The sequence below is a fragment of the Synechococcus sp. CBW1107 genome, assembly GCF_015841355.1.
Taxonomy (GTDB): Bacteria; Cyanobacteriota; Cyanobacteriia; order PCC-6307; family Cyanobiaceae; genus Regnicoccus_A.
Window position 1 is genome coordinate 791,568 of sequence record NZ_CP064908.1, and the last position, 26,632, is coordinate 818,199.

Here is a 26,632-nt window from a genome sequence, read left to right on the forward strand (position 1 = left end):
CAGGCATCCCTAGGCCTGCTCCCACATCCAGCGGGCCGGGCCTCCTGTATCAAGGGCGGACTTGCCAACCAGCCGCCAGCTCCCGGCCTGGGGGTGGTGGCGCACATCGCCGGGGGTGGCCTTGGTGGCCCATGTATTCCAGGCGCCCCGGTTGGCGCCGGTTCGCTCAGCCAGCTCGGCGGTGGTGATTGCCCCGGTCGGGGGATCAGGAATCACCCGATTAGGGGTCACCGGCTCATCCGTTCGGGGCGCCGGGGCCACCCGTTTAGGGGTTGCGTTGCGCAGCTGGGCCAGCTCTGCCTCCAGCCACCCCACCCGGGCGGCCAGATCGGCCAGATCAGGGCCAGCAGGGGCGGCCGGCTGCTCGAGCGCACCACTCAGCCCAGCCTCCAGCCAGCGGCGCACCAGGGCAGCCAGGGGGCGGCCATCAGCTGCAGCTCGGGCCCGCAGGCGCTCCAGCAGCTGGGGCTCCACCTCCAGGTTCAGCTGGGCTCCCTTGCGATCGCGGGCCATGGCAGCACTAGGCATCCCTAGGCAGCAGGAAACCACCTCCCGCAGGCGCCCACCAGTGGCCGGTGATGGTCTTCACTTTTCGAGCTTTTGCAGGTCATCTAGGGGGCGCTTTTGGCACTTCTGGCAGTTATGCAGCGACTAGGGGTGCTGCTCGAGGGGGCGATGGCCAGGGAATTGCCACCGCTCGGGCCTGCAGATGCAGGGTGGCGATCAGGCGGGGGACGGGGCCGGGGACAGCAAGCTCCTAATGACTTGACATAACAGCTATTGCGACTGGCAATCAAGCAAATGTGCCAACTCCTGCGGCGTTAACAGTAAGAGTCCCATTTTGGAAGTCGAAGTGCCCGCCATTGGCGCCTCCAATTTTCTCAAACTCAAAAACTTTCATTGTCTCGCCATCGGATACGACAGTGGATCCACTAATTACGTAGGTGCCTTCGCCAAAAAATAACTTGTCTGTGCCAGCGCCGCCATAAAAATTACCAGTACCAAATCCTTTTAGGGTGTCATTGCCAGCATCAAGATATGTTGTTCCATCTCCATCGAATCCACCTTCAAGTGCATCGACGATGTCATTGCCATCGCCGGTATTGATTGTGCCGTAGTTGGAGATGCCGGAGCCGGTGCCGCCGGTGCCTGTAATCCTGTCATTGCCATCGCCGGTATTGATTGTGCCGTAGTTGGAGATGCCGGAGCCGGTGCCGGTGCCTTTAATGATGTCATTGCCATCGCCGGTTTTGATTGTGCCGTCGTTCTCGATGCCGTCGAAGTCGCCGGTGCCGCCGGTGCCGGTGCCTTTAATGATGTCATTGCCATTGCCGGTAATGATTGTGCCGTAGTTGAAGATGCCGTAGAAGTCGCCGCCGGTGCCTGTAATCCTGTCATTGCCATCGCCGGTATTGATTGTGCCGTAGTTGAGGATGCCGGAGCCGGTGCCGGTGCCTTTAATGATGTCATCGCCATCGCCGGTATTGATTGTGCCGTCGTCGTTGTAGATACCGGTGCCGCCGGTGCCTGTAATCCTGTCATTGCCATCGCCGGTATTGATTGTGCCGTAGTTGGAGATGCCGGAGTAGGTGCTGGTGCCTTTAATGATGTCATTGCCAGCAAGTGCATTTATAACAACACCCTCGGGGGCCTCCCAGCCTGTCACTGAAATCGCTGTGTCTGCTTTGTTAGTGAACTTAAAGCTCTTAAGATTATTAGCCATAATAGTTAGGCCTTGACTTTTCTCAAATCATATCCTGATTCTCGGCAAATCACAACAGAGAGAAGGCGGCTAGGAGCCTGTCGCGCATAGATCGTCGCCCGCACTCTCCACAGACGCCCCTGAATCTGCCCAGATCCCAGTGACTGCAATGGATCTGCTCGATAAAATGGGGCATGCAAAAGCCCAAAACCTTCCGCCCCTGGGTTCCGGGACAGACCTCCTTGCTGCCGGCCTCACCGAGTGAATGGCTGTCGGATGACCATCAGGTGTATTTCCTGCTGGATGCTGGCGTCCCCGGCAGTGGTGTAAATCCCCAGGGCCTCAGCCCGGCGTAGCCGGGCTGAGCGTCCGCACCTCAGGCGATCGGCTCCACGGCTGACGTTGCAAGGGGTGGGCAGGCCCGTTTCCCTGGTTTGAGAACCACCTCAACCAGACAGACCATGCCCAAGACCCATGCTGCCGTACCTGAGCTGGCCTCGCTACTCGATGGCAGCAGTGCCGGGGAGCTGATCCCTGAACTGGCACGCCACGGCCTGCAGCAGCTGATCGAGCTGGAGCTCGCTGCCTTCCTCGGTGCGGACTGGCACGAGCGCACCGAGGAGCGGCTCGGCCACCGCAACGGCTACCGGCCTCGCACCCTGACCACCCAGGTGGGGGATCTGGCACTGCAGATCCCGAAACTGCGCGCGGGCAGCTTCCTCCCCTCGATCCTCGAACCCCGCCGCCGGGTTGATCAGGCCCTGTACGCGGTGATCATGGAGGCTTACATCGGTGGGGTCTCGACCCGCAAGGTCGATGCCCTGGTGGCGGCGCTCGGCTCCCAGAGCGGCATCTCCAAGTCGCAGGTGAGTCGCATCTGTCAGGAGATCGACCAGCAGGTGCAGGCGTTTCTGAGCCGGCCCCTGGAGAGCAGCGGCTACGCCTACGTCTACCTCGATGCCACCTACCTCAAGGGGCGGCTGGGCAAGGCTCAGCAGGTCTGCTCCCGCGCTGTCGTCGTCGCCATGGGGGTGAACGAGGATGGTCGCCGGGAGTTGCTGGGCCTCAAGGTCGGCGACAGCGAGACCGAGAGCTTCTGGGCGGAGTTCATCGCCCATCTCAAAGAACGGGGCCTGGGTGGCGTCAGGCTGGTGATCTCTGACGCCCACACCGGCCTCACCAAGGCGATCCGCCGCCAGCTGCAGGGAAGCGTCTGGCAGCGCTGCCGCGTCCATTTCGCCCGCAACCTGCTGCAGTGCGTCCCCAAGGCTCACCAGGGCATGGTCACCGCCGCCCTGCGCAGCGTGTTCGCCCAGGAGAGCGCTGAGGAGATCGCGTCACGCTGGGACGATCTGGCCGCCTCGCTGGCGGAGCGCTTCCCCAAGGCCGCTGCGCTGATGCATGAGGCCAAGGAGGACGTGCTGGCTTTCCGGCCCTTCCCCAGGGACCACTGGCGCAAGATCTGGAGCACCAACCTGCTGGAGCGGGTCAACGAGGAAATCAAACGCCGCACCAGGGTCGTCGGCATCTTCCCCAACGACGCGTCGATCACCCGCCTGGTGGGCGCGGTACTGCTGGAGCAGCACGAGCACTGGCAGCTGGAGGGCCGGCGCATGTTCTCAGCCGAGAGCATGGCGACCATCCCGGAGCTGGATGCCATCCCTGCTCTCCAGGCCCTCAGCACCTGAGAGAGGCAGGACGCAGGCCCCAGGTGATCGAGGCTGCAGCGCCCCCAGAGGGCGCAGCGGCCTTGATCGCAGCCCGGGGGCCGGCCGCTGCCACCTCCAGGCCGCAGAAGTCACTCCAACTCACAACACATCCGCAAGCTGACGAAAGACTTGACAAGTCATTCGTCCTGATTCATCGTGATTGAACGAGGCGCATCTGCACCTCCGGAATGACAGCCCGTCATTCCACCCTGTTCACCCTCTGACTAGGGCATTCGGGCCTCGGGTTTTACACCACGCAAAGGGACGCGGCCTGCTGGATCTGGTGGATGAGCTGGATCTCTCACAGGTCCTGATTCCCGCTCAGGCCAAGGATCCCCGCGGGGAGAAAGGGTTTGATCCGCGGATGATGACGATGCTTTTGCTCTACGCCTACTGCGTCGGCACCGTCTCCTCCCGCAAGATCGAGCGTGCCTGCTACGAGGACCTGGCGTTCCGGGTGCTGACTGGTAATCAGCAACCTGATCACAGCCGCATCAGTGAATTCCGGCGCCGCAACCTTGATGCCCTCAAAGGCCTGTTCATTCAGATCCTGCGGCTCTGCCAGAAGGCCGGCATGGTGAGCCTGGGCCATGTAGCCCTCGATGGCACCAAGGTGCAGGCCAGTGCCTCCAAACACAAAGCCATGAGCCACGAGCGGATGCTCAGGGCTGAGAAGGAACTGGAGAAAGAGATCAACGCCTTGATGCGCAAGGCCGAGATCCTGGATGCCCAGGAGGATCGCCGGTACGGCAAGGGCAAACGCGGCAGCGAGCTGCCCGATGCGTTGCGGCACAAGCAGAGCCGCCTGGCCAGGATCCGCCAGGCGCGCAAGGAGATGGAGGCGGAAACCGCTGCAGCAGCAGCGCGGCAGCGATGGGAGGAAGCAGAGGAATCCAGCGCCAAAGCGGCGGCTGCGCGCGAGGCCGATGCACCAGCAGCGGAACAGGCCGAGCTGACCAGAAAAGCTGAGGCTGCAGCTGCCAAAGCTCAAGCTGCGAGGGAGCAGGCCATCGAGACCGCCGAAAACGCCGGCCAGGAGCTGCCGGATCTGCAGCCGCTTACGGCTGATGCGATGCCCAGGCGTGGCCTGGCCAGGAGGGTCGACGGCACACCAACCAAGAAGACCCAGCGCAATTTCACTGACCCCGAGAGCCATCTGATGCAGTCAGGCGGCTCCTATCTGCAGGGCTACAACTGTCAGCTGGCGGTCGACAGCGACCACCAGGTGATCGTGGCGGTGGGTGTGAGCAACCAGCCCCCAGATGTCGAGCACCTGACTCCCATGCTGGGGCGCATCGCTGACAGCGCTGGCGCACTGCCGGATGTGATGACGATGGACGCGGGCTACTGGAGCGAGACCAACGCCAAGGTCTGCGCTGATCAGGGCGTTGACGCCTACATCGCCACCGGTCGCCTCCCCCACGGCCAGCCGCTACCGCCGAAACGCGGGCCGATGCCCAAGGATGCCGACGCCAAGGCCCGCATGGTCCGAAAGATCAGAAGCAAGAAGGGCTCCAAGATCTACGCCCAGCGCAAGGCGATCGTGGAGCCGGTGAATGGCCAGATCAAGGAAGCAAGGGGCCTGCGGCGCTTTTTGCTGCGGGGTCTGAAGAAGGTCGATGGTGAATGGCACCTGATCGCTGCCACACACAACCTGCTCAAGTTGTTCCGGTTCAGGCGATCACAGCAGCTGGCGCTGGCGGCAACGACGGGATGAGGGGCAACGGCCTTGGCAAGCACGGCCAGGGCTGACTCAAACCCGCCTGAATGAACCTGCTCAGCAGACGAACAATGCTGCTGGAGTTCACCTCAGCCACGGTTCGTCGTGGCCAGGGGCCCGCTGCTCTATTGGCGACAAACTCCTAGGGCGGTGCAATGGACGGCGACGGCGTCACACGCCAGGGAAGCCAGTGATCCGTTGAGGGTGTTGAAGCAGGGGCCGGATCGTCAGCGCGCTCCTTGCTGCTGCTCAGGGGGGGTGTCGTCCATCGATGGAGCCTCCGAATCCCGTTGCTGCCACGATGGGCCAGCCCACGGGAGCCAGCAACGGGCACCCCCACAGTCGACACCGCTCGTCACGCGGAGCCATGGGTCTTCATGAAGGCGCCTTCACGGGCCGGGCCAAGGACTTCGTCGCCGGCAGCACGCCCAAGGCCCGCAGGCTGGCACGGCGGCATGTAGATGCAAGCCGCGCAGGCAGTGGGATGGGATGAATGACGGCCAGCGAGAGCATCGCCCTGTGGATCCAGCCGCGCAGCCGTCGCAACGAGGTGGTGGGGCTGAGAGATGACGCGGTGGTGATCCGCCTGACGGCCCAGCCGGTTGAGGGTGCTGCCAATGAGGCCTTGCAGCGGTTCATTGCCGAGCGTCTTGGCGTCGCTGCCAGCAGGGTGGCCCTGGTGCGTGGCCAGAGCAGCCGGCGCAAATGGATCGCCGTGGAAGGGTTCTCGGTGGACGAGGTGCGGTGTGCCCTGCTTGGGTTGAGGGGCCGCCAGAAATGAGCAGAGCCTCTCTGGAGCTGATGCCCTGCGGCTTTGCTCGATCGGAGCAGGTCGGCAACTGGGTTCTGATTGTCAACTGCGACTGCCTACCTGCTACAGCCTGGGGGCGATTCCCTCGACCGCTCAGGCTCCATGGATCCCGTGGCCAAAATCAAGGAGACCATCGCCACCTATGCGGCCCAGAGCGTGGAGCATCGCCGTGGCTGGTTCTCGCCGGCCGCCGCGGCGTATGCCGCCACCCGGCCCCGATATCCGCAGCAGTTGGTGGAGGCGGTGGTGGCGCGGGCTGGTTTGACGGCAACGTCGACGGTTCTTGAGGTGGGCTGTGGACCAGGCACGGCCACGGTGTCGTTCGCGGAGCTGGGTTGCGGGATCGTGGCCATTTAGCCCAACCCTGATTTCTGTCTGCTCGCCCAGGAGGCCTGTCAACGATTTCCGAACGTCGAGGTGGTCACCACCTCTCTGGAGGAATGGGAACCTCACCAGGAGCGGTTCGATGCGGTTGTGGCCGCCAGCTCGTTTCACTGGATCCCTCCGGAGATCGCCTATCCGAAAGCAGCCCAAGCCTTGCGGCAGAACGGCTGGTTGATCCTGCTGTGGAACAAGGAGTTGCAGCCACCGGTTCTGACCCATGAGGCACTGCGGACGATCTACCGCCGCCATGCGCCTGAGCTGGACCGCCCCTATGAAGATGCCGCCACGGTGGCGGGGATTCTCGCGGTTTTGGGGCAACCATTGCTGGAGTCTCCGCTCTATCAGGGAGCTCACGAGAATCGGTGTGTGGTGGAGAGCCGCCTGACAATCGACGACTACCTCACCCTTCTGACCACCTACTCGCCGTTTCTGGCCCTCGATCCGGCGGTGCGGGAAACTCTGCTGGCTGAGCTGAGACAGGCGCTGGAGCGGCTGCACGGGGAATCGGTGCCGCTGACCTACACGTCTGGATACCTCATGGCGCAACGGAGGAAGGCCGGCGATGCGATCGCAGACCTCCACCTGCAGCAGTGAGGGGGCACCCATTGCGGATCCCTACTTCTGTCTGGCCGACTCCTGAGCATGGCGGCTGGACAGGGAGCGGCTCTGCTGCTGGGCGCGTCCCTGGCCGCCCCGGCAGAACGTTGAGGCGATCAGTCAAGACTTGGTGATGTTGGACAGCGAAGGAATGCACTGGGAAAGACCTCTGAGCAGCGGCTCCTGCTCGGTAGGTGCCGTCTGCCACGCCCCTGCCATGAAAAGGATCCATGACCTCGCTTTTCTGGCCGTCTGTGGTGTGGCCCTCTTCCTGGCCGCCGGCAGTGTCTGTCTGGCTCGGCCGAACCCCGGGGGGATCGGGGGCCCGGCATCCGGGGCGGGTGTGGCTCCTGGTGCAGGGTTCGGAGCGGCAGGGCCTGGCCTCGATCGGGAACCTGGTGTAGGTGTCGGCGGTGTTGGTGGTCCTGCCTCCGGCGCAGGGGTCCTGCCTGGCGCCGGTGTGGGCGAACCAGGGCTGGGAGTGGAAGCACGGCCCATGGAAAATCCTGGCGGTGTCGGTGGGCCTGCTTCCGGAGCCGGGGTTCGCCCTGGAGCTGGTTTCGGGGCTCCTGGTGCAGGGATGTATCGACGTTGATGCAACCGGACCTGGAGATCTTGACCGCAAACAGTGACAGGACAGCCTGCGAGAGCCTCCGCTGAAGGCACCGCCAGCTGCATCAGGTTGTTGAGACCTCCACCAGCCTGGCGTAAGCTTGTATCTATCAACTCGTTGCATTCATGGCCCTCACCGGTGCTGACCTGCTCGCCAAGGTCAAGGAGTTGGGAGATGCCTCCAAGTCCGATCTGGTCCGTGCTGCCGGCTATGTGAGCACCAAGAAGGACGGCAGCGAGCGGCTGAACTTCACGGCCTTCTATGAGGCCCTGCTGGAGGCCAAGGGCGTCAATCTCGGACATGGAGACGGCACGGGGAAGGGACCCGGAGGCCGTTCGCTCAGCTACGTGGCCAGGGTGCAGGGCAACGGCAACCTGTTGGTGGGCAAGGCCTACACCGCCATGCTCGACCTCGAGCCCGGCGATGAGTTCGAGATCAAGATCGGCAGGAAGGCGATTCGTCTGGTCCCTGCCGGAGACGTTGATGAGGCGGCGTGAGGGTCAACCTCGCCACCAGCTGCGGTGGAGTTGATCTCAGTGGAGTTGCCGGCAGGAGACCAGAAACGCGCTGACGTAGTCCGGCCACTTCGCCACCACCAGGAGTTCACGGGGGGTGCGGGCAAAGCCCTTCTGGGAGAGGGCGGCAAATTCGACGAGGGTGTCGTGGGTGAGCAGGGCCGGGCTGGTTTCGGCGACCTCACAGGCCTCGAGGAAGTCCTGGCCTTGCTCCGCGAGGCACTGCTGGTAGGCCTCCTCGAACTCCATCCCCTCGTCCTGCAGCCTCAGGAAGGTATCGAGCTCCGGTCGGGTGTGCTCCAGGAATGATGAGAGTGCACTCACCGGGCCGATGGTGGCGCAACGCTTCTCGGTGTGCATCAGCACCATCGTGGCCTCCAGGCTCCAGCTGGGTTGGTCCAGCAGCCTCCCCATCGCGATTGCCAGGGCATCCCGGTAGTTCTCGGCCAGGGTCCTGAGGGTATGTCTGAGATCCATCAAGGTGCAGTGGTTGAGGTTCATGAACCGCCCCGATGACAGGAACGCCGGTGGAGCGTTTCAGAGCAGGGGCAGGTCATCCGTCACAGGGCCTCCCAACCCCGATGACACGACCCTGGAATGGGCTGGTCGAGGGGTGCAATAGGGGTTTATGCCGACAGCCCACTGGTTGCAGCCGCTGAGGGGCAAGCCGTCAGGCCGTGAACTCCACGTCAGCCGGTATGAGAAAGCTCCCCGATCCTGTGGCTGTGGGGAGCTGGTTCCAGCTCTGATTGGATCCATCTTATGACGATCTTTTCGAACTTTCTGATTCTGTGGTCACCGCCTGTGCCGTCATCAGCTCGAGCGTGATGGCTGGCTCATCGGGTGAGAATGAACCTCCAGGCGCTGCCCGGGGGGTGTTCCTAACCCCGGAGACACCGATGACATTAAGGTATGACGCCAAGGAAGATCCCTGGCAAGATGATGACGACGTCAATCACGAAAGGCCCGTCACTCTGGCCCGCATGGGTGATGGCCCTGACACCGAAGCGATCTGGACTGCCGTCCGCGGGGCCTGGCAACCCTTCCCCGATCTCTGGGGCCGCCTGATCGGTGGCGACTGGTGGGACCGGATCCACGAGGAGCGGGCCCGCTGCTACTTCGACGCCGAAGCCTTTGATGGCGGCGAGATCCAGGAGCCCCTCCCGGAAGCCGAAATGGACCTGCTCTGTGAGGCCTGTGAGGCCCGCAAAGTGCGAGAAACGGAGGCCAAAGCCAAACCATGAACCCCCAGCAGATGAAGCCGATGACAAACAAACCCCCCACCCACAGCGAGCGCTACGACGAGGCCCTCCTCTGGGCCGCCCAGCTGCACCGCAATCAGACCCGCAAGGGCAAGCCCGTGCCCTACATCTCCCACCTGATCGCCGTGAGCGGCCTGGTCTGGGAGGACGGCGGCAGCGAGAACGAGGCGATCGCCGGCCTGCTGCACGATGCGATTGAAGACGCTGACCAGAGCCACGACTCGATCGCCCAGTGCTTTGGGCCGGAGGTGGCCGGCATCGTGCGCGACTGCACCGACACCGCCGACGGCCTGTCCGGTGCAGGCAAGGAACCCTGGCTGCTGCGCAAGACCCGATACGTGGCCTCGCTTGAGCACAAGAGTGTGGGCTCCTTGCGTGTCACGGCAGCCGACAAGGCCCACAACGCCCGCGACATGGTGCTCGATGCCCGCCGGGACCCCAGCAGCTGGGAGCGGTTCAATGCGGGGATCGATGGCACCGCCTGGTACCTGCTGCGGATCCACCAGACCCTCAGCCACCGGCTGCCCGGCAGCCGCTCCACCGAGCTGCTCGGACAATCCGTGAAGGAGATCCTCACCAGCGAGGTCTACGGGAGATTGGTACCCGCAGGCCTGGCCCCGGCGGTGTGGGCGGCGGGGTACCTGGAGCGACCGGAGACGCACCGGAGCAGATCAGCCCATGACGGCTGAGGCCACCACCACCGCGCCGCGGTTGATCGATGGACCTGAGGTCGCGCCGGCAAGCGTGCTGCTGGCCCATGGAGCTGGAGCGCCGATGGACAGCCCGTTCATGGCGGCCATCGCCAGCGGACTGGCCGAGTCGGGCTGGCGGGTGGTGCGCTTCGAGTTTCCGTACATGGCCCGGCAGCGAATACTGGAGCGCCGCCAGGGGCCTGATCGGATGCCGGTGCTGCAAGAGGCGTTCCGCCAGCAGGTGCAGCTGGAGAAGACGGAGCGACCGGGCCGGCCGCTGTTCATCGGTGGCAAGTCGATGGGCGGCCGGGTGGCCAGCCTGCTGGCCGATGAGCTGGCCGCCAGTGATGGCGTGCGCGGCTGCCTGTGCCTGGGCTATCCCTTCCACCCGCCCGGCAAGCCGCTGAAGCTGCGCACCGAGCACCTGGCCGACCTGCACATTCCAACCCTGATCCTGCAAGGGGAGCGGGACAGCTTCGGGCGCCGCGAGGAGGTGGAGACCTACAGCCTGTCGCCGCAGGTGCAGCTGCGCTGGATCCCCAGCGGTGACCACAGCTTCAAGCCCACCCGCAGCTCCGGCCTCAGCGAAGCGGAGAACTGGGCCACGGCGGTGGCCTTGAGCGATCGGTTCCTGCGGCAGCTGCTCAACTGCTGAGCCCCTCTGCTGCCTTCGCCTACAGCCATCCCCGACCTTGGGCCAAGCGGACTGCTTCCTGGGCTGCCTCGATGCAGCGATGGGCACGGCGTTTGAGATCGTCCTGGCCCTGGGCCCGCAGCAGATAGTCCTCCATCGCTTCTGGTGTTTCGATCACGGCCAGAAGGCCTGTGGTTCGGGCGCCGATTGCAGGATCGACCAGCAGGCGGCTCACCAGGCCCAGCTCCCAGAGCTGCTGGGTGCTGCTGCCGGGATGCAGAAGCTGCTCACGCAGCATGGTCAGGCAGCTCTGCTTGAGCGCATCGAGCTGACCGGGCTTGAGACGACGGCTGTTGGGCAGACCTGCGGCAGACCCGGCTGGGATCGCTGCTGGCCGGGTGATTGGTTCCCCGCTGTGCTCGACGCTCCAGCTCAGACCGGTGCCAGGTAACCCCACCGTGGTGCGGGGGCCACCGGACCTGGCCACCGGGATGTTGAACGACGCGCCGCGGCCACCGACGGAGATCGAGCTGAGCCCACCCTTGGCGAAGTTGAAGCGCAAGGGGCCGAGGTGGGTGGAGCGGCGGAAGCGGAAGCCCATGGTTCAGCGGTACGCCCCCCCGGGCCAAATCACCAGGCTGCCTTCTGTACTGGCTGGCGGCAAATTCATGCACCCAGCGCATCGAATTGGCAGCGATGCAGACTCCAGCCATGGCATCGCGCTGGCTGACCCTGCTGCTGGCCCTCGTGGTCACCTTGCCGGCTGCCGGATCGGCCCAGACCAGGCAGGCGGAGGTGCTCTCCATCGGCGACGGCGACACGATGCGCGTCCGCCAGGGCGGCCGGCCGGTCACTATTCGGCTGGCCTGCATCGATGCTCCAGAGACAGCCCAGAACCCCTATGGCCAGCAGGCCCGCCGCTATCTGCAGCAGCGTTTGCCGATCGGCCGCGTCGTAGCGCTCGGCGTCAAGACCACGGATCGCTATGGCCGCCTGGTGGCTGAGGTGATCGCAGACATCAACATCGGTCTGGCGATGGTGGAAGACGGCCAGGCGTTCACCTATCGCCGCTACCTGAGCGGCTGTGATGCCAAGGAGTATCTCGATGCCGAGTTCCGGGCCAGCCGGCGCCGCTACGGGGTCTGGCAGGTGGAGGGCGGCATCACCCGCCCCTGGGACTTCCGCCGGGGCCGCAGTGCCGCGGAGATCCCCGATGGCACCACTCCCGGTGGGCGGCGATACCGCTGCAGCGAGATCGGCTCCTACGACCGTGCTCAGGAGCTGCTGCGCCAGGGACACACCTATCTCGACAGCAACGGCGATGGGCAAGCCTGTGAATCGTTGCGATGACTGGTTTTTAGGGGGTACGGGAACAGGTACTCCAACAGACCCCCACAGCCGCACAGAAGGCGTACTTTGAAGTTGAGGGGAGGCCCGGTAGCCAACCCGACCCTCACCCTCCAAGAGAGTCCGGCCAGGGATCACCCGAGCCGGTGCGCAAAACGGAGGAACGCCCAACATGCGAGGCATCAACTGTGAACTTGATGGCGCAGCGCGAACGCCATCCCGTAGCCGCACAGAGCAATACGCCAGTTCCGTTTCCCGCGTGTTCAAATCCCGGGCTGCATAACCCGGGCCCGGATCACAGCCGAGAAGGTCAAGCCCCGAGCATCTCTTCCCGGAGACGTGATCCCATCCCTTCCCTGCCAGGCCCCAGACAGGTCATGCGTGAACCCACAGACACCCGATCGGCCGTCCTTGGTGTGAGGAGGTGACCGCCGCAACTGGTGCTAAGGCGCCCCCACATGGGGCGCCTTCCGTTATGGGGTGATCAGGCGGCCAGCACCGTGACCACCAACGAGCGCTGCTGGCGCGGGCCATCGAACTCGCAGAAGAAGATGTTCTGCCAGCGCGAGAGGCCCAGGTGCCCGTCGATCAGCGGGATGGTTTCCGACGGCCCCACCAGACCGGCTTTGAGGTGGGCATCACCGTTGCCGTCCTGGGCGTCATGCTTCCAGACACCTTTCGGGATCTGCTGGCGCAGGAAATCGATCACGTCCTCCTGAACGCTCTCATCCCAGTTCTCCTGAATCATCACAGCCGCGGTAGCGCCCTGGGCGTAGACATGCACCAGCCCGTTGGCGATGCCGCTGCGCCGCACCACCGCGGTCACGGCCTCAGTGATGTCCACCAGCTCCTGGGCCCGATGGGTGGCGAAGTGCAGCAGCTCACGCATGGCGGCATCAAAGGGCGAGACAATCACAGCCTTGATGATCGGCATCGCCGGCGCCGGTGGCATCCCCGCTGCAGATCCGCCCGTTTGAGCCCCTCGACTGGCGTGGAGTGTGGCGGCTGCTGGAGCCAGTGTTCCGCGCTGGCGAGACCTTCCCCCACGACCCGGCGATCACGGAGGCCGAGGCCCAGGTGGCCTGGGTGGAGCAGAACCAGGCGGTGATGGTGGCTGTGGATGCCGCCGGGGCCGTGGTGGGCACGTATTACCTGAGGCCCAACTCCCTGCGCCTCGGCGCCCATGTCGCCAACGCGGGCTACGTGGTGGCCGAGCACTGCCGGCGCCAGGGAATCGGCAGCCGCCTCTGCCAGCACTCCCTGCAGGCGGCTCGGCGGCTGGGGTTCCGGGCGATGCAGTTCAACCTGGTGGTGAGCACGAACACCGCTGGCATCCGTTGCTGGCAGCACAACGGCTTTCAGATCGTCGGCACCCTGCCGGGGGCCTTTCGCCACAAGCAGTTGGGCTATGTCGATGCCCTGGTGATGTTCAAGGGTCTGGTGGAGGGGCCAAGCGCATGAAGGCGATTCCGCTGCGGCTGAAGACCGGGGATGACCTCCGCAGGGCGTTCGAGGCCTGGGTGAGACAGCAGAATGAACATGCCGGCTACGGATCAGTTCTCGGGCGCCTGGGTCACAGGAGGAAGCCGCCGCTCCACCTGCAGAAACACCAGCCAGGCCACCCCCGCAGTGATGCCACCGGTCCAGTCGCTGCGCAGCAGCTCCACGATCGAGATCGTGCTGGCACCGATGCGCAGGCCACGCAGCAGAAAGCGACCCAGCTTCTCAAGGTTCGAGGGCATGGGCAGAGCTTGAGCTTCAGCTTGGCGGGAGGGTAGATCCCGCCAGCAGCTGGGCGATCGCCTGGGGAGGGACGCCCACCTGCTGGGCGATCAGCACCACCAACTGCTCCAGGCGATCAAGGCGATGTTCCAGATGCTGCAGCTCAGGGCCGCTGGCCGTGCTGCCTGCCTTGCGGTCGCTCCTGCCGCTGGCTGCCAACTTGCCACTGGCTCTGCCGCCCTTGGCGGCCTTGACGGGAAGGGCGCTGCGCAAGGGGGGACCGTCGGGATGGCTGAGCAGGGCGTCCGCCTGCTTCTCCACCGGGCCTTTGCTGAGGCCCTTGATGCCGCGGCCCTTGCAGAGAGTCCAGAGAGCAGCGATCGACAGGCCCTCCAGGTCTTCCCGACTGGCAGGGGCATCGCCCTCCAGCACCGGTGGTGGCTTGCTGGTGGCCTGGGGCGTGTCGCCCAGCTCCTCCTGCAAACCGCGGTAGAGCCTGGCGTCGGACTGGGCCAGGTCCCGCAGCGTGGCCCGCAGGCTGTCAGTGATCTGGCCCATGGGCCTCCGTCTGCTCGGCCTGTGGATCCGCCGAGCTGTCGACTGTCTCCACCGTCGCTGGCACGACCGGTTCTGACAGGCTCACGGAACCCTTGTGGCCATTGCCCCCCAAGGTGAGCGGCGGCAGCTCCTTGGTCTTCTCGATGAACTCCTGGCGCTTTTGATCCAGCTCCACCACCTTCTCTTTGGTGCGGGTCCAGCGATTGATGAAGCGGATCACCGCTTGAACCAGGCCGCCAAGAAAGGAGCCGCCCTGATAGGTCCTACGGCCGAGCTTGTAGCGGCCGAATTCATTCACAATGTCATCGCCCGCATCCTCCAGATCCCCGGCAATCGCGGTGACGATCTCCAGCATCTGGTAGATGTCTGTGCGAACGCTGGCTTCCCGCGCTGCCAGATCCAGCAGGTTCTGCCGGAGGGTGGCGGTTTCATCACGCGCCTTGATCGAGCGGCTTCTGTACTGCCCGCGGCTGATCATCGAGCTCTTGTAGCAGTTGCGCAGCTCGAGGTAGACGCTGTTGAGATCTTCCCGGCTCAGGGGCTCGGGATCAGGCGGAAAATCCGAGGTGGGCGGTAGAAAAACCATGCGGCTGGCTACTCAGGGTCAATCCTGCCTCGTACAGCACCCAGCCCCAGGCCACATCGGGTCAGAGAACAATGCAGAAGTTGCATACGCCTGCGGCGATGCCCTGCAGCACTGGGGTTTTGGCGCTGACGCCGGGAGCTGCGACGGCCAGCGGAGGTTCACAGACCCTCACAGCAACAACACCAGCCCATACCGAATCCGCCTTGGTCCAGCCCGGTCGTGGCCCAGTGCACCTGGCGGCCGCTGCCGATAGGTGCATCCTCCACCAGCCAGTCCCTCCTGTAGAGCTGATCCACCCGGAAGCGAAACGGGGAGGCGCCCCTGAGGTCTAGCGATCACGCCACCCGGCATGCCCCGGCTTGCGCACCACGCAAAGGCTGACGCGAGTCGCTGCGCTGCGCTGCGCGACCCTTGCGCGGCGCAGGCGGTGCCGGGGCTTGACGGCGGTGTCGTTCGCCAGCACAGCAATGGCCGCCACTCCTCTCAGCCGCACCTGCCCGATTCGCATCATCTCGGTGCATCTGCTCGGGGCTGCCGGTGAGCTCCTGAGGGTGCTCTTCCTCGATCGCGAGGGGCACATCAGCGCCCAGCCGCACTTTGTTCCCCGCGAGGAAGCGCTGATCCTTGCTGCCAATCAGCAGCGGGTCCTCGGGGCACAGGCCAGGGTGCAGGTGCTCTGAGGGTGGTTGCCCGGCAGCATCCCCGCCGGGTTTTCTCCTTTGGAGGTGTGGGTCGCGGCCGGGTCAATGTGCTCAGCTCAGTCCCACGTACACCGGCTGAAACCACTGCATCCGGCGGCTCTGGCGCTTCTCGTCGTGCAGCACGGTTGTGCCAATGGCCTCGGCGCCAGTGGGGCCGGCGGGACGAGCTGCTGCTGCTTCCAGCCGGGGTCCCTTCTGATGGGGCCCGGGGGGTGCGATCGAGGCGGAAGTCCTTGCCGATCCACACCGGGCCCTGGGGCCTCACGGCGCCGGTGTCGTCAGCACAGCCAGCGGAGAAGCCCTTGCCGCTGGGCACCTTGGCCGCCGGGCCTGTGGTGAGCAGCTCCGGCTGGTAGAGCTGCACCAGCAGGGCATTGATCGCCAGGCCCTCCATCCGCTGGTTGGTGCTTTGCACCGCCTGCTCGTCCCACTGCCAGGCCGGATGGCTGAGGTCATCGACCGTGGGGTTCCGCTCGCCGATCTGCTGGAAGGAATGGCGGGTGAGGTAGCTGGTGCCATCGAGGGCAATCGCCCGCAGGTCGGCCACGATCACTACCGGGATCGGCACCCCGTCTTCTGTGAATAGGGCGCCATCGGGAAGCATCAGCCGGAAGCATGGCAGTACCTGCGGCAGCTCGTCATCCAGGCGGGGTGAGGGAGTGCGGAGGAAGGCCTCGGCCAGCTCCGGCGCCAGGAAGCGGGGCGGGGCCTCAACGATCTGGGCCCAGCGGCAGGTGGTGGCAGCCCAGAAGCCGATCGTGTCAGCCAGCTCGTTCATCACCCCCGCGCCGGCCTCAATGCTGGCGGGCAGTTGCTGCGTGAGGACGAAGCGGCCCGCGAGGCGTTGCGCTGCTGGGGGATGTTGAGGGGGCGAACCTGATCCGGCCGTTCAGCCGCGAGCAGGAGCAGTTTCTCAGCGCTCAACGGGAGTTGCTGCGGCTCTGAACTCCACTCAGCCGGGAATGCCTCCGGGCAGGAAGCGATGGATGAACACCGCGAGCGCCATTGGCCCGCAGCGGGGAATCCAACAAATGCCGCCAGGAATCCGCCGCCAGCCCTGCACCTGCAGCTGGGGAACGGGGCCAGGGAGCAACTGCAGCAGGTAGCGGTACTCGGCATCGGCAGCCTGCTCGGGGTTCTCGATCGGCTCCGCCCTGGGCTGGGATCTCAGGAACGTGGTCAGGAAGGAAGCGGGTTCTGGGGACTCGCGCAAGGTCTCCGCGAAACGCCAGGCGGCGCCGCTGGGGTAGCCGTCGTGGTGGAGGTAGAGGTGTTGCTCCAGGAAGCCGGGAAAGCCGGTGAACGAGTAGACGGCACGGGTGGCCATGGGGCTGGGGCGGCTGCAATGGCAGGTGCCACCGGTGTCTCCTGATTGCCCGGGTGCGGCTTGCGGCCTCTCGCCCGGCTCACTCGCTTGCCTTGTGCACAGGGAATCTTGTGCGGATGAACTCCTGGGCGCTCTCCGGCGGGAGCTTCACCGTTCCAGGACCACTGCGCACGAAGAAATCTCCTTCCGGCGAGGCCTCCACCCCCTTCCACTGCAGGAACACCGGCTCCGGACTGCGCTGACAGCTCACCACGCACACGGTCTTGCCGTCGATGGTCTGGCTGTGTGGGTCGATACAGGTGCCGGCGCGATCGCCGAGGCCGTTGCGCACCACTTGGGCCAGGTGACGCAAGAACTTGTCGTCGCTTTCGAGCTGGTCGAGCTCAGTGCCCACAATCGAACCATCGTCGGCGACGCCGATCAGCAGATCGCCTCCTTCGGTGTTAAGGAAGGCGGCGATGGATTTCAGGGCGGCGTGGGTGACGCCCTTGTCGTCCTTGCGGTTCTCCTTGAGGCTCCAGCGCAGGGTGGACTTGAATTCGAGGGTTTTGGATTCACCGCGCTGGATCAGGGCTTCGGCATTGCGATGGCCGCGCAGGTATTGATCAAAGAGAAAGTTTTTGGTATGCGTTCAGGGGTCGGGACGCCCCACCGCACGAATGCAAGCCTGATCGCTCACCGCTGAGCGATCAGAGACTCTTCCTTGTCCTTTCTTCTGCCTTCAGGGATCGCTCAGCAGTGACGGCATCACCCCATCGCGGTGATGGGCGATCCAGGCCTGCTCCAGGAACTCCCAGACATCCCGCCCCTGTTGCCTGAGGGTAGTGGTGACCGTGAGCAGGCGGCTCCGGCAGATCGCACCTTGGCGGGATTGGACTCCTTGACTGATCTTGCGCTGAATCACCGATTGGCGCAGGGCACGTTCTGCGGCGTTGTTGGTGGGCTCTATTCCCTCGTTCTCCAGGAAGGTCCACAACCCACCTGTCACCTTCTGGAGCTGCTGGCACGTGCGCACTGTGCTGGCCCAAGGCGTTCGCTCGCCGCGCTGGTAGCCGAGCTCTACTACCCGCTGCAGCGTGGTCTCAAAGGTCTGGCGGATCGGCCGGCAGCTTTGCTGCAAGGCGGGCCAGTCAATCTTTCCCTCCTTGTAGCGGTGCCAGTGGCCAAACAGCTGCTGCTGCAGGCCCAGCAGCTGGGCTCCGAATTCAGCGCTGGCGCCCGGGCGTTCGGCGATGGCCGTCAGGTCGCGGATCAGGTGCGCCCAGCACAGCTGGCGCTGCTTGGTGGGCAGGTGGTTGTAGGCCGAGAAGCGATCGCTCACCACAATCCCGCCAAAGGCGTTCCCCAGCAGCTCGATGGCAGCGGTCGTCGATCGACTCAGCCCTTGCACAAATACCGTCACCACGGCGGTGACCATGACCCACTGCCAGCCCCGCTTTCCAGTGGGATTGTTGCCGTCGGCATTGCCGGTGGGGGCGCCAGTTTCATCTACGTAGGCCACCGGCTGCACGCGGGCAAAAGCAAGGGCCTCCTGCATGGGCTGCTCCAGTGCTGCACTCAAGCGCTGGCGGACCCGTCCAATCGCGCCGCGGCTCATCTCCACTCCTACCAGCTGCTGGAGCAGGGCCTGGGTCTTGCTGAAACTCAACGGAAAGGCACTGCCCAGCAGGCCCACCAGTGCACTGAGCCTTGGGCCGTAGTGACTGGCCTCCACATCCGCCGGCAACGAGGCGCAGGTGCTGGTGGAACAGCAGGGGCAGACCAGGCGATGCAGCCGGTGCTCGATCACCAGCGGGGTAATCGGCGGGATCTCGATCACCTGATGGCGCAGGGGATCGAGATCCTCTCCCTGGAGCAAGGTGCCACAGCGGCGGCAGGCATCAGGGTGGTGATCCACCACCTGATCCACCCGCTCGATCGACAGCAGCTCTGGTCCGGATCCGGGATGGCCCTGCTGGCCGCCCCGCTTGCGGCCACTGCCCTTGCGCCGTTCTGGCGGCTTAAAACCCAGACCATCACTGGAGGGAGGTTTGGATGAGTTGCGAGAGCTGCGTCCGATCCGCTCACGCAGGTTTGCCAACTCGGTGGCCAAGGAGGTGAGTTGGCCGCGCAACAGCTCGATCTCCTGCTGCTGGGCGTTGATCAGCGCTCTGACGCTGGCGGGAGTTTCCAGCCAGTCGGCTTCTGGAATTCCAGCCGGATGTGCGGTCATCACAGGCGGGTCTCTACCTGAGATGCAACCGGAAATCAAGCTGTCGTCAAGGGTTCAGCAGGGCCGATGTTCGCCGCGAGCTGTCACGCCCCCTGAACGGATACAGTTTTTGACGGTTTCACCGAAGGCCGCGTCGTCGGTGATGCGCTTGTAGAGATCGAAGTTGGAATCAACGATGTCTTGGATCACATTCTCCACCTTCTGATCAAAGGTGAGTCGGACGTTCTCGCGGGTGTTGACGCGCGCTGCGGCATCGAGGGCCACATCATCGGCCAGGCGATCCATCATCTGGCTGAGGGTGAGGCGGTGCTCGGTCCCGAGGTTCAGCCCGAAGCGCTCGTTGAGCTCGGCCACGATGCGCGAGAGCGTCTCCAGCTCTTCCGGTGCGGCGGTGTGTCCGCCTTTCGTGCCTACTGGCTTCAGCGCGCCATTGCCCCGCTCCAAGGGGATGCCACCACTGCTGGTTTCCTGGATGCGGTACGACTCCATGTCGATGTTCTGCTGCACCTCACGCGGCAGTTCCGGTTGATCAGCTGGGAGCAGCCGGCGCAGGTAGCGGGCGAACTGGTAGAGCTTTTCGAGATCGGCATCAGAGAAGGGCAGCACCTGAGCGAGGAAGGCATAGAGGCGTACGTAGTCGGTGAGCTGTCCGCGGAATTCGTGCCTCTCGTCGACGCCGAGGGCTTCGAAACGATCCACCAGCGGCAGCAACACCTGGTAGATGCCGTCTTGGGTGCCCTTCGGGCTGAAGAACACCTGGGCGAAGGCGTTGATATCGGCTGGGGTGTAGACGGGGAAGGCCGAGAGGCGCGTTTCGATTTCGTAGAGGATGTTGGGATCGGTGGCTTCCGAGAGCAGGGTCGCTTCGTAATAGGGTTCGAACGCCTTCTTGATCGTGTCTGCGTCATTGGCGAAGTCCACTACCAGCGTTCCAGTCTTCTTGGGATGGGTGCGGTTCAGACGTGAGAGGGTCTGCACCGCACCCACACCCCCGAGCTTCTTGTCCACATACATGGTGTGGAGCAGGGGCTGATCGAAGCCGGTCTGAAACTTGTTGGCCACGATCAGGAAACGGACCTCAGCCTGCTCGAAGGTGCTGGCGGTCTGCGCTTCTGGGATCCCGTTCATGCCGGATTCGGTGTAGCTCTTGCCGCCGTCCTGCACGGTGCCGGAGAAGGCCACCAGCGCCTTGAAGGGATAGCCGTGCTCGGCGAGATAGCGATTGATGGCCAGCTTGTAGCGAACGGCATGGAGGCGTGAGCGCGTCACCACCATCGCTTTGGCCAGGCGATCGATCTGATCCTGCGTATTGGCGGCGAAATGCTCCACGCAGATCCGCACCTTCTCACCGATGGCGTGGGGATGGAGTTCCACGAAGGATTTGAGCAGGTATTCCGCCTTGCGCTTGTCGTAGCGGGGGTCATCCTCAACCTTCTTGAGCAGGCGCCAGAAGGCCTGATAGGTGGTGTAGTTGGCGAGCACATCGAGGATGAAGCCCTCCTCGATCGCCTGGCGCATGCTGTACAGGTGAAACGGCGCAAAGGTTCCATCGGGCCGGCGCACGCCAAAGAGCTCGAGAGTCTTGGGCTTGGGGGTAGCGGTGAAGGCGAAGGTGGACATGTTGGGCTGCTGGCCACGCTTCTCCATCTCGGCCAGGATCGTGCCTTCGAGTTCCTCCTCTAGGGAAGTGGCGGTTTCTTCCTCGCTTTCGGCAGCCGCCAAGGAGGGGGCACTGAGCACGGCCTTGAGGCTCTTGGTGCTTTCGCCCGACTGGGAGGAGTGGGCCTCATCCACGATCACGGCGAAGCGCTTGCCTGGCAGTTCCCCGATCTGCTGGGCAATCACCGGGAACTTCTGGAGGGTGGTGACGATGATCGTCTTGCCGGATTCGAGCGCGTCCTTCAGTTGGCGGGAGGTGGTGTCGATGGTTTCGACCACGCCGAGAGTCTGCTCGAACTGGCGGATGGTGCTCTGCAACTGGCGATCGAGGATGCGGCGATCGGTGATCACCACGATCGAATCGAACACCCGCTCATCGGAGGCGTTGTGGAGGGTGCTGAGCTGGTGGGCGAGCCAGGCGATCGTGAAGCTCTTACCGCTGCCGGCCGAGTGCTGGATCAGGTAGCGCTGGCCGGGGCCACGGCTGCGCGCATCGGCCACCAGGCGGCGCACGGCGTCGAGCTGCTGGTAGCGAGGAAAGATCAGAAAGCGTTTGCCGGTCTTGCGGCCCTTGTCGTCTTCCTCTTCCACCTCGTGGATGAACTGCCGCACCAGATCCAGCACGCTGGAGGGCGCCCAGATCTGCTCCCAGAGGTAGGCGGTGGCGTAACCGGAACGGGTGGGTGGAACAGGAGGGTTGCCGGCACCGCCGAAACGCCCCTGGTTGAAGGGAAGGAAGCGGGTTTTCTCCTTCGCCAGCTGGGAGGCCACATAGACCAGTTCGGAATCCACTGCGAAGTGGCCCAGACAGCGTCCGTAGGAGAACAGTGGTTCGCGGGGATCGCGGGTGGCCTTGTACTGGTGAATCGCGTCTTCGACGTTCTGGCCCGAGAGGGGGTTCTTCAGTTCGGCGGTGAACAGGGGGATGCCATTGAGGAACAGCACCAGATCGAGGCTGTTCTCATTGCGGGTGCTGTAGCGGAGCTGGCGCACCACGGAGAAGAGATTGGCGCCATGGAGCCTGCGGGTTTCCTCGTTCAGGCCGCTGGCGGGTTGGAAGTAGGCAAGCCGGAACTTGCAGCCGGAATCCTTGACGCCCTGGCGCAACACATCGAGTGTGCCGCGGCGCTCGATCTCGGCTGCAACACGGCGCAGGAACTGCTCGCGCACGGCGGCGCCATGGTGCTGGGTGAGCTGCTTCCATGGCTTCGGCTGGGTGGCGAGCACGAAGTCGAGCAGGTCCTGTGAGAGCAGGCAGAGGCTGCGGTCGTACTGCTCAGGGGTGCGTTTGTGGTAACGACTGTTGAGCAGGGATGCTTCGATCGCGTCTTCAAGAACACGTTCGGAGATGTCAGGTGTCATGGTGGGCCTCCAGTCCCCAATACAAAGCAAGCACGTTCATTGCGGAGCATCTCGTAGGGAGTGATGCATCGAATGCCCAGGCCTATACAGGCATCAGGGATCTTAATTATCTTGATGGAGGCACGCGGCTTCTCATGGGTAACAACCGTGTGCGAACCTGCGTGAGCCTGGGAAACCAGATAATAATCAGCGATGCTCAGAAACGTGCTCACTGCCGCCGGGTCGTAGCTCTGCGCAGTGGCCCAAGCACTGACAGCCGCCAGCGATGGCACTACGCCAGGGCTAAGTGGCAAGAAGAAACGCGCTCCTCTCGCAGCTGCCCAAGTGGACAGATCATCGGCCCCTGCCTGCACTTCATCTCCAACCTTCTCGACACTGAAGACCGTTCCATCCGCGTTGCAATCGTCCAGCCATTGCCAGAATGCCGGGCAGAAATCGAACCCATAGTGAAGGTTCTTGGCTGAGATGAAGACATTGGCATCCAGCAGGTAGGCCATCAGAACGCAACTCCAAGGCCGTTGCTGAGCTCTTTGAATGTGTTCATCTTCTTGAATCCCAACAGCCGGAATGCCTCTGTGAAGGAAGAGCGCCCCTCCAGGGTGCTGCTCACCACCGCTCGGGCGAATCGCTTGCTGACCCTTGCCCCCAGGGTGAGATAGAAGTTTCCACCACTGCCACCGGGAAGCTCTTGAAGCCGCTCAACTTCGTCGTTGAATGCCCGCCAATAGGCATCCCCTGTCAAGCTGCCTGCATCGTGCATCCGCCGCAGCACCACCAACGTGCTGACCTTGAATCGCCTCGCCAGGCGATCGAGCTCACCGCGCAGATCAGCTTCGAGATCATGGACTGCCGAGAACACGCTGAGAGGTACGAGCATCTCGGCAGCCACCTTGTTGCACCACCGCTCCACGGCCTGGGTGGGGGCCTCTGCGGCACGGGCATCGGAGAGGGCACTTTCGCCCAGCCAGAGATGGGCCAGCTCATGGGCCAGGGTGAACATCTGCGCCGCCTTGGTATCGGCTCCATTGATGAACACGAGTGGCGCCACGGGATCGGCCAGGGCAAAGCCGCGGAACTCCTCAGGATCGAGCGGACGCCGGTTGTTGCTGCCCACGACTCCACTCACCATCACAAGAACGCCAAGCGCATCCGCTTTCTCAATGAAGGCGCGCAGGGCATTGGTCCATGTCGGCAGGCGGCTCTGAGCCTCCAGATCCAAGCCGAGGGCTGCACGAATGGAGGCGGCGCTGCGAATCACATCAGCACCAAGCGCAAGAGATCCCACGAAGGGCAACGGCTCAGCGCCTGCCTGCCGGGCATCATCCCGGTACCACTCCTGGCGCTGTTGGCACAGATACACCGTGTCCAGAAGGTCTGGGGTCGCGCGGCGGAGGGGTTGGTCCGCAACGGTGCGGAAATCAGGAATCGGTACAGGCTCTTCGGGGGGTTCGCGTAGGAACAGATAGCCGATCGGAACATGAACAGCTTTGGCAAAAGCCTCCAGCTGCTTCAGGGTGGGCTGCACTTCTCCGTGCTCCCATTCCGCGAGGCGGGAAAATTTGGGCGTGAGACTTTCTCTGGTTCTCCCAGCGCGCTCGCGCGCCCACGAGAGCATGGTGCCCTCGACTGCCACGCGGGTCATACAACCTCCTCCCGCACATCGATCTTGCCGGTGACGGCGGCGGAGATCACGGCTGTTCGGAGCTCTTGGAGTCGGGCAATCGCAATCCGAAGTTTCTGGGTTAAATCAGCCAGCCTCTGTTCTTCCTCACGAACTCTGCGGACCAATGCTTGCTGGGTCGCCAAGGGCGGCAGAGGGATGAGCTCGTCGAGAAATTGATTGAGCCGAATGGTCTTATTCCTGCCGGCCGCCCCAGGAGAATTCACCTCCATAAGCCAACGACCCTGACCCACTTGAAAAACCATCAGAAGATAATCAGGATCAACTTCCTCGGAGACAAGAAATGTCGGGAAGCGGTGAGAACCAATCATTCCACGCTCTTGTTCGCTGGCAATAGCAACAGCCCCTTCCCATGCAAAGACTATATTGAGAACAAAATCGCCTGGTTGTATTCTGTACACGCTTTTCTCCTCCAGCAAGGCCCCCTTCAGGGGTTCCTTGTGAAAGATTCCTCGACCCCACGAGCGGATTCCGATTTCCTGATAATCGGAATCCTGCTGAACCTCAACAGGCCGCTTCTTCTGAGTAAGGATCCGGCGCAATTTACGAATTTTCCAGCCCAAGGGGAGTAAAGGGAAAATTTCAGTGCCAGCTATATAGGCATCGGATCTTGCATCTAGACCCGTAGTGACGGCGCGGGTGATGAGGGCGGTGCGCTGCTCCTGGAGCAGCTCGATCAGCCTCTGCTTCTTCGCCACCAGCGCATCGATCCGTGCGGTCTCGCGGTCGAGGAAGGCTGCAATGGAGCGTTGCTCGGGCTCGGGGGGAAGGCCAAGGCGGATCTTATGGACATCATTCGAAGACAAGTGCTTAACCGTCGTCGAGTAGGTCAGGTCGTTGATGACCTTCAGCGGGGCAGGAAGAAGGTACGAGGCGAAGCCCGAATCTGTACTGGAGCGCGCACGGAGGCAGCACATGCGCTGGTTGAGTAGCGCTCTCGGTCCACGCCAACGACCCACATTGAAGTCACCATCCATTCCGATAATGATGTCTCCCGTCTCGATCCATGCCTCGTCGATTACAGGCCCGGTATAGTTCACCTCGGTCTCAGTCGAACCCAAGTCACGGATTCGCACCAGCGGCACGCCTTCCCCTCGCAAAAAGAACTCGGAATCGAATGGATAGCCGTTAACGAGCTTCATGAGATCCCCAACGCGCGCGATCTCCCAATGTGTCGGAATTTCGCCAAGCCAATCCACCCCCGAATCCTTGTATGCGGGGTAAGGCCGATACCGCTGCAGCGCCTCCTCCTGGATGGCCGTTTCCATCGCTGTCACGGTGACTCCTCCTTGCTCAGAGCCAACCATGGTCCACCAGGCTCCCAGTTCCGGTCAAAGGGTCCCTCCTCCACCAGGCTCTTCCGCACAGGCCCGACAAAGGCCACGACCACCTCTCCGATCTCCTCGAACCGATTCGGCGGCGGCACCAGCACGGCCTCGCGGGCGAGATAACCCGCCCATCGTGCCGCTAACTCCGGCCGTTGGTAAAAGCCGGGGGTCAGCGGGGTGGGGATCTCCTCAGCCCAAGGGGTACCGCGCCTCTGGAAACAGGCCTCCACCGCCGCCCGCAGAAGCGGCCCTTCAAAGCGGAAGGTGCTGGCCAGGGCCCAGAGGTCATGGAAGTCCTTCATGCGGCTGTTGCTCAGGTCGAGCTTCACCATCGCTTCGAACTTCTCCGCCACCGCCGCCTCCCGCGGATAGGCCAGCAGCTCCGGCGCCGGCAGATCGTTCAGGAGGGTGGGGTAGGTGATGTCGGCGGGCTCCGGTACCACAGCATCACCGAAGCCCAGATCCAGCTGCACGCGGATCCTGGTGGTGCCCAGCAGGGCGTGGAAGCGGGCCCGCTTGCCGGAGTATTCCTCCTCGGGGCGGATCGTCTCCAGACGGAGGGAGCTGAGATCAAAGATCAGGCCATCCTCCGGGCAAGGCACCGTGCAGACGCTTTCGAGCAAAGCCCGCAGGCCTTCATCGCTGGGATCGCCGGATGCCAGCAGGTCCACATCCTTGGTGCCGCGGTAGGGATCGGGCATCCACACCGTGAGCAGGCTCGCCCCCTTGAGGGCGAAACGCTCCCGCACCGCCGAAGCACCGAGCCGAAAGAGCCACCGCTCAGCTGCATAGCGCGTGAGGGTGCGCTGGAAATCCTCACCACCGGCGAGCGCCAGCAGGCGTGCCTTCACCGACGCGGCCGGGTTCGCCTTCATCGCTGTAGCACCGCCAGGGCCGCACGCAGCCGCCGCGACGGCAGCACCTCCAGCACCCGCTCCAGTTCCGCCACGCTCACCTTGTGTTGCCGCAGGCCTTCGTCGAGAGCCTCGATCGCCGCCTCGGCGCCCACCAGCCGCTCGAAGCGGAAGCAATCGGCAATCGTGCGCGCCGGCGAGGTGATCCGGGCAGGCACACCCTCGAACGTGGTGTCGCTCACGCCGTAGGTCCAGGCCGGGCCGCTGAAGCGCACGATCCGCAGCTTGGGAGCCTGCAGTCGCGGCAGCCGGGCCTTGTGGGGGATGCCTAGCCAGATGGCCGATGGGGACTGGGTGCCGATGTCATGCACCTGCAGGGCCGTGAGCAGGCACACGACGCTCTGGGGCACGGCGGCGCAGGCCATCGCCAGGGAATAGAGCTCGCTGGGTTCAGCGTCGGTGCGGCGGTAGAGGCCACGGCCGAGTCGCTCCACCGCCCCGGAGCGCAGCAGGCTGGGTAGCTGGTGGCGGCTGAGGCCAGCCGCATCCAGATCACTTGAGCGGAAGAAGGCGCCGAGGCCGGCCTCCTGGCGCGAAATGTCGGCAGATGGAGCAGCCATGCCGACAATCTGAGCGAGTTCGGGGCCGCTGTCAAC

Annotated in this window: 32 protein-coding genes; 13 read left to right on the forward strand and 19 right to left on the reverse strand. The window is 63.9% G+C overall.

Annotated elements, in window-relative coordinates:
* Positions 1–9 precede the first annotated feature (9 nt).
* Together I1E95_RS04205 and I1E95_RS04210 are read right to left on the reverse strand one after the other, a co-directional pair.
* Positions 10–528, reverse strand: a complete 519-nt coding sequence (locus I1E95_RS04205) for a hypothetical protein (protein ID WP_197165726.1) — start codon at positions 526–528, stop codon at positions 10–12.
* Positions 529–793: 265 nt separating this feature from the next.
* Positions 794–1,723 (reverse strand): calcium-binding protein, encoded by a 930-nt coding sequence (locus I1E95_RS04210; RefSeq protein ID WP_197165727.1) that lies wholly within the window; start codon positions 1,721–1,723, stop codon positions 794–796.
* Between the two features lie 173 nt (positions 1,724–1,896).
* Between I1E95_RS04210 and I1E95_RS04215 the strand changes: the two genes are divergently transcribed.
* The 8 genes from I1E95_RS04215 to I1E95_RS04250 all read left to right on the forward strand — a co-directional run bounded on the left by I1E95_RS04215 (position 1,897) and on the right by I1E95_RS04250 (position 8,033).
* The gene (locus tag I1E95_RS04215; RefSeq protein ID WP_197165729.1) at positions 1,897–2,058 is read left to right on the forward strand and encodes a hypothetical protein; all 162 of its coding nucleotides are present in this window, start codon (positions 1,897–1,899) and stop codon (positions 2,056–2,058) included.
* Positions 2,059–2,163: 105 nt separating this feature from the next.
* A complete protein-coding gene (locus I1E95_RS04220) occupies positions 2,164–3,390 on the forward strand; it encodes an IS256 family transposase (protein ID WP_197165731.1) in 1,227 nt (408 codons plus the stop codon).
* 385 nt (positions 3,391–3,775) lie between these two features.
* Complete coding sequence (locus tag I1E95_RS04225; RefSeq protein WP_231594856.1) at positions 3,776–5,128, forward strand: transposase; 1,353 nt, start codon at positions 3,776–3,778, stop codon at positions 5,126–5,128.
* 496 nt (positions 5,129–5,624) lie between these two features.
* The gene (locus tag I1E95_RS04230; RefSeq protein WP_197165734.1) at positions 5,625–5,912 is read left to right on the forward strand and encodes a DUF167 domain-containing protein; all 288 of its coding nucleotides are present in this window, start codon (positions 5,625–5,627) and stop codon (positions 5,910–5,912) included.
* Between the two features lie 132 nt (positions 5,913–6,044).
* Entirely contained in the window at positions 6,045–6,299 is a 255-nt protein-coding gene (locus I1E95_RS04235; protein WP_197165736.1) for a hypothetical protein, read from the forward strand.
* 60 nt (positions 6,300–6,359) lie between these two features.
* Entirely contained in the window at positions 6,360–6,920 is a 561-nt protein-coding gene (locus I1E95_RS04240) for a class I SAM-dependent methyltransferase (RefSeq protein WP_197165737.1), read from the forward strand.
* A 422-nt stretch (positions 6,921–7,342) separates the two neighbouring features.
* Entirely contained in the window at positions 7,343–7,555 is a 213-nt protein-coding gene (locus I1E95_RS04245) for a hypothetical protein (RefSeq protein ID WP_197165739.1), read from the forward strand.
* A 106-nt stretch (positions 7,556–7,661) separates the two neighbouring features.
* Complete coding sequence (locus I1E95_RS04250) at positions 7,662–8,033, forward strand: AbrB family transcriptional regulator (protein ID WP_197165741.1); 372 nt, start codon at positions 7,662–7,664, stop codon at positions 8,031–8,033.
* Between the two features lie 36 nt (positions 8,034–8,069).
* Here the strand turns inward: I1E95_RS04250 and I1E95_RS04255 are convergent, their stop codons facing one another.
* Positions 8,070–8,528: a hypothetical protein gene (locus I1E95_RS04255; protein ID WP_197165743.1), complete on the reverse strand. Its 459-nt coding sequence runs from the start codon at positions 8,526–8,528 to the stop codon at positions 8,070–8,072.
* A gap of 506 nt (positions 8,529–9,034) precedes the next feature.
* Here I1E95_RS04255 and I1E95_RS04260 point away from each other — a divergent pair.
* The 3 genes from I1E95_RS04260 to I1E95_RS04270 are packed head-to-tail and all read left to right on the forward strand — an operon-like array spanning position 9,035 to position 10,660.
* The gene (locus I1E95_RS04260) at positions 9,035–9,295 is read left to right on the forward strand and encodes a hypothetical protein (RefSeq protein ID WP_197165745.1); all 261 of its coding nucleotides are present in this window, start codon (positions 9,035–9,037) and stop codon (positions 9,293–9,295) included.
* A gap of 20 nt (positions 9,296–9,315) precedes the next feature.
* The gene (locus I1E95_RS04265; protein ID WP_197165747.1) at positions 9,316–10,002 is read left to right on the forward strand and encodes an HD domain-containing protein; all 687 of its coding nucleotides are present in this window, start codon (positions 9,316–9,318) and stop codon (positions 10,000–10,002) included.
* Positions 9,992–10,660 (forward strand): alpha/beta family hydrolase, encoded by a 669-nt coding sequence (locus tag I1E95_RS04270; RefSeq protein ID WP_197165749.1) that lies wholly within the window; start codon positions 9,992–9,994, stop codon positions 10,658–10,660. The genes I1E95_RS04265 and I1E95_RS04270 overlap by 11 nt, the downstream gene beginning before the upstream one ends.
* A gap of 19 nt (positions 10,661–10,679) precedes the next feature.
* Here I1E95_RS04270 and I1E95_RS04275 read toward each other — a convergent pair whose 3' ends face one another.
* The gene (locus I1E95_RS04275) at positions 10,680–11,240 is read right to left on the reverse strand and encodes a DUF4236 domain-containing protein (protein WP_197165751.1); all 561 of its coding nucleotides are present in this window, start codon (positions 11,238–11,240) and stop codon (positions 10,680–10,682) included.
* A 110-nt stretch (positions 11,241–11,350) separates the two neighbouring features.
* On the opposite strand from I1E95_RS04275, the gene I1E95_RS04280 reads away from it, so the two are divergent.
* A complete protein-coding gene (locus tag I1E95_RS04280; RefSeq protein ID WP_197165753.1) occupies positions 11,351–11,989 on the forward strand; it encodes a thermonuclease family protein in 639 nt (212 codons plus the stop codon).
* A 481-nt stretch (positions 11,990–12,470) separates the two neighbouring features.
* Here the strand turns inward: I1E95_RS04280 and I1E95_RS04285 are convergent, their stop codons facing one another.
* Positions 12,471–12,938 (reverse strand): secondary thiamine-phosphate synthase enzyme YjbQ, encoded by a 468-nt coding sequence (locus I1E95_RS04285; protein WP_197165755.1) that lies wholly within the window; start codon positions 12,936–12,938, stop codon positions 12,471–12,473.
* Here I1E95_RS04285 and I1E95_RS04290 point away from each other — a divergent pair.
* Entirely contained in the window at positions 12,932–13,447 is a 516-nt protein-coding gene (locus I1E95_RS04290; protein WP_231594857.1) for a GNAT family N-acetyltransferase, read from the forward strand. The genes I1E95_RS04285 and I1E95_RS04290 overlap by 7 nt on opposite strands.
* A gap of 92 nt (positions 13,448–13,539) precedes the next feature.
* On the opposite strand, the gene I1E95_RS04295 is transcribed toward I1E95_RS04290, so the two are convergent.
* The 14 genes from I1E95_RS04295 to I1E95_RS04360 all read right to left on the reverse strand — a co-directional run bounded on the left by I1E95_RS04295 (position 13,540) and on the right by I1E95_RS04360 (position 26,596).
* Entirely contained in the window at positions 13,540–13,728 is a 189-nt protein-coding gene (locus tag I1E95_RS04295) for a hypothetical protein (RefSeq protein WP_197165757.1), read from the reverse strand.
* Between the two features lie 16 nt (positions 13,729–13,744).
* Positions 13,745–14,266 (reverse strand): hypothetical protein, encoded by a 522-nt coding sequence (locus tag I1E95_RS04300; protein ID WP_197165759.1) that lies wholly within the window; start codon positions 14,264–14,266, stop codon positions 13,745–13,747.
* Complete coding sequence (locus tag I1E95_RS04305) at positions 14,250–14,852, reverse strand: hypothetical protein (RefSeq protein WP_197165760.1); 603 nt, start codon at positions 14,850–14,852, stop codon at positions 14,250–14,252. The genes I1E95_RS04300 and I1E95_RS04305 overlap by 17 nt, the downstream gene beginning before the upstream one ends.
* A gap of 328 nt (positions 14,853–15,180) precedes the next feature.
* Positions 15,181–15,363 (reverse strand): hypothetical protein, encoded by a 183-nt coding sequence (locus I1E95_RS04310; protein ID WP_231594858.1) that lies wholly within the window; start codon positions 15,361–15,363, stop codon positions 15,181–15,183.
* Positions 15,364–15,431: 68 nt separating this feature from the next.
* A complete protein-coding gene (locus tag I1E95_RS04315; RefSeq protein WP_197165764.1) occupies positions 15,432–16,331 on the reverse strand; it encodes a hypothetical protein in 900 nt (299 codons plus the stop codon).
* 174 nt (positions 16,332–16,505) lie between these two features.
* A complete protein-coding gene (locus tag I1E95_RS04320; RefSeq protein WP_197165765.1) occupies positions 16,506–16,880 on the reverse strand; it encodes a hypothetical protein in 375 nt (124 codons plus the stop codon).
* A 79-nt stretch (positions 16,881–16,959) separates the two neighbouring features.
* The gene (locus tag I1E95_RS04325; protein WP_197167091.1) at positions 16,960–17,478 is read right to left on the reverse strand and encodes a helix-turn-helix domain-containing protein; all 519 of its coding nucleotides are present in this window, start codon (positions 17,476–17,478) and stop codon (positions 16,960–16,962) included.
* A 123-nt stretch (positions 17,479–17,601) separates the two neighbouring features.
* Positions 17,602–19,092: an IS66 family transposase gene (locus tag I1E95_RS04330; RefSeq protein ID WP_197161742.1), complete on the reverse strand. Its 1,491-nt coding sequence runs from the start codon at positions 19,090–19,092 to the stop codon at positions 17,602–17,604.
* Between the two features lie 54 nt (positions 19,093–19,146).
* Positions 19,147–22,113 carry a type I restriction endonuclease subunit R gene (locus tag I1E95_RS04335; protein WP_197165767.1) on the reverse strand — a complete coding sequence of 989 codons (2,967 nt, stop codon included), beginning with the start codon at positions 22,111–22,113 and terminating at the stop codon, positions 19,147–19,149.
* On the reverse strand, positions 22,110–22,610 hold the full coding sequence (locus tag I1E95_RS04340) for a DUF4411 family protein (protein WP_197165769.1): 501 nt from the start codon (positions 22,608–22,610) through the stop codon (positions 22,110–22,112). Before I1E95_RS04340 ends, I1E95_RS04335 begins: the two co-directional genes overlap by 4 nt.
* The gene (locus I1E95_RS04345) at positions 22,610–23,755 is read right to left on the reverse strand and encodes an ImmA/IrrE family metallo-endopeptidase (RefSeq protein WP_231594859.1); all 1,146 of its coding nucleotides are present in this window, start codon (positions 23,753–23,755) and stop codon (positions 22,610–22,612) included. The genes I1E95_RS04340 and I1E95_RS04345 overlap by 1 nt, the downstream gene beginning before the upstream one ends.
* On the reverse strand, positions 23,752–25,101 hold the full coding sequence (locus I1E95_RS04350; protein ID WP_197165779.1) for a restriction endonuclease subunit S: 1,350 nt from the start codon (positions 25,099–25,101) through the stop codon (positions 23,752–23,754). The genes I1E95_RS04345 and I1E95_RS04350 overlap by 4 nt, the downstream gene beginning before the upstream one ends.
* Positions 25,068–25,997, reverse strand: coding sequence for a nucleotidyl transferase AbiEii/AbiGii toxin family protein (locus tag I1E95_RS04355; protein WP_197165781.1), 930 nt, complete (start codon positions 25,995–25,997; stop codon positions 25,068–25,070). Before I1E95_RS04355 ends, I1E95_RS04350 begins: the two co-directional genes overlap by 34 nt.
* Positions 25,994–26,596: a type IV toxin-antitoxin system AbiEi family antitoxin domain-containing protein gene (locus tag I1E95_RS04360; RefSeq protein WP_197165783.1), complete on the reverse strand. Its 603-nt coding sequence runs from the start codon at positions 26,594–26,596 to the stop codon at positions 25,994–25,996. Before I1E95_RS04360 ends, I1E95_RS04355 begins: the two co-directional genes overlap by 4 nt.
* Between the last annotated feature and the right edge of the window lie 36 nt (positions 26,597–26,632).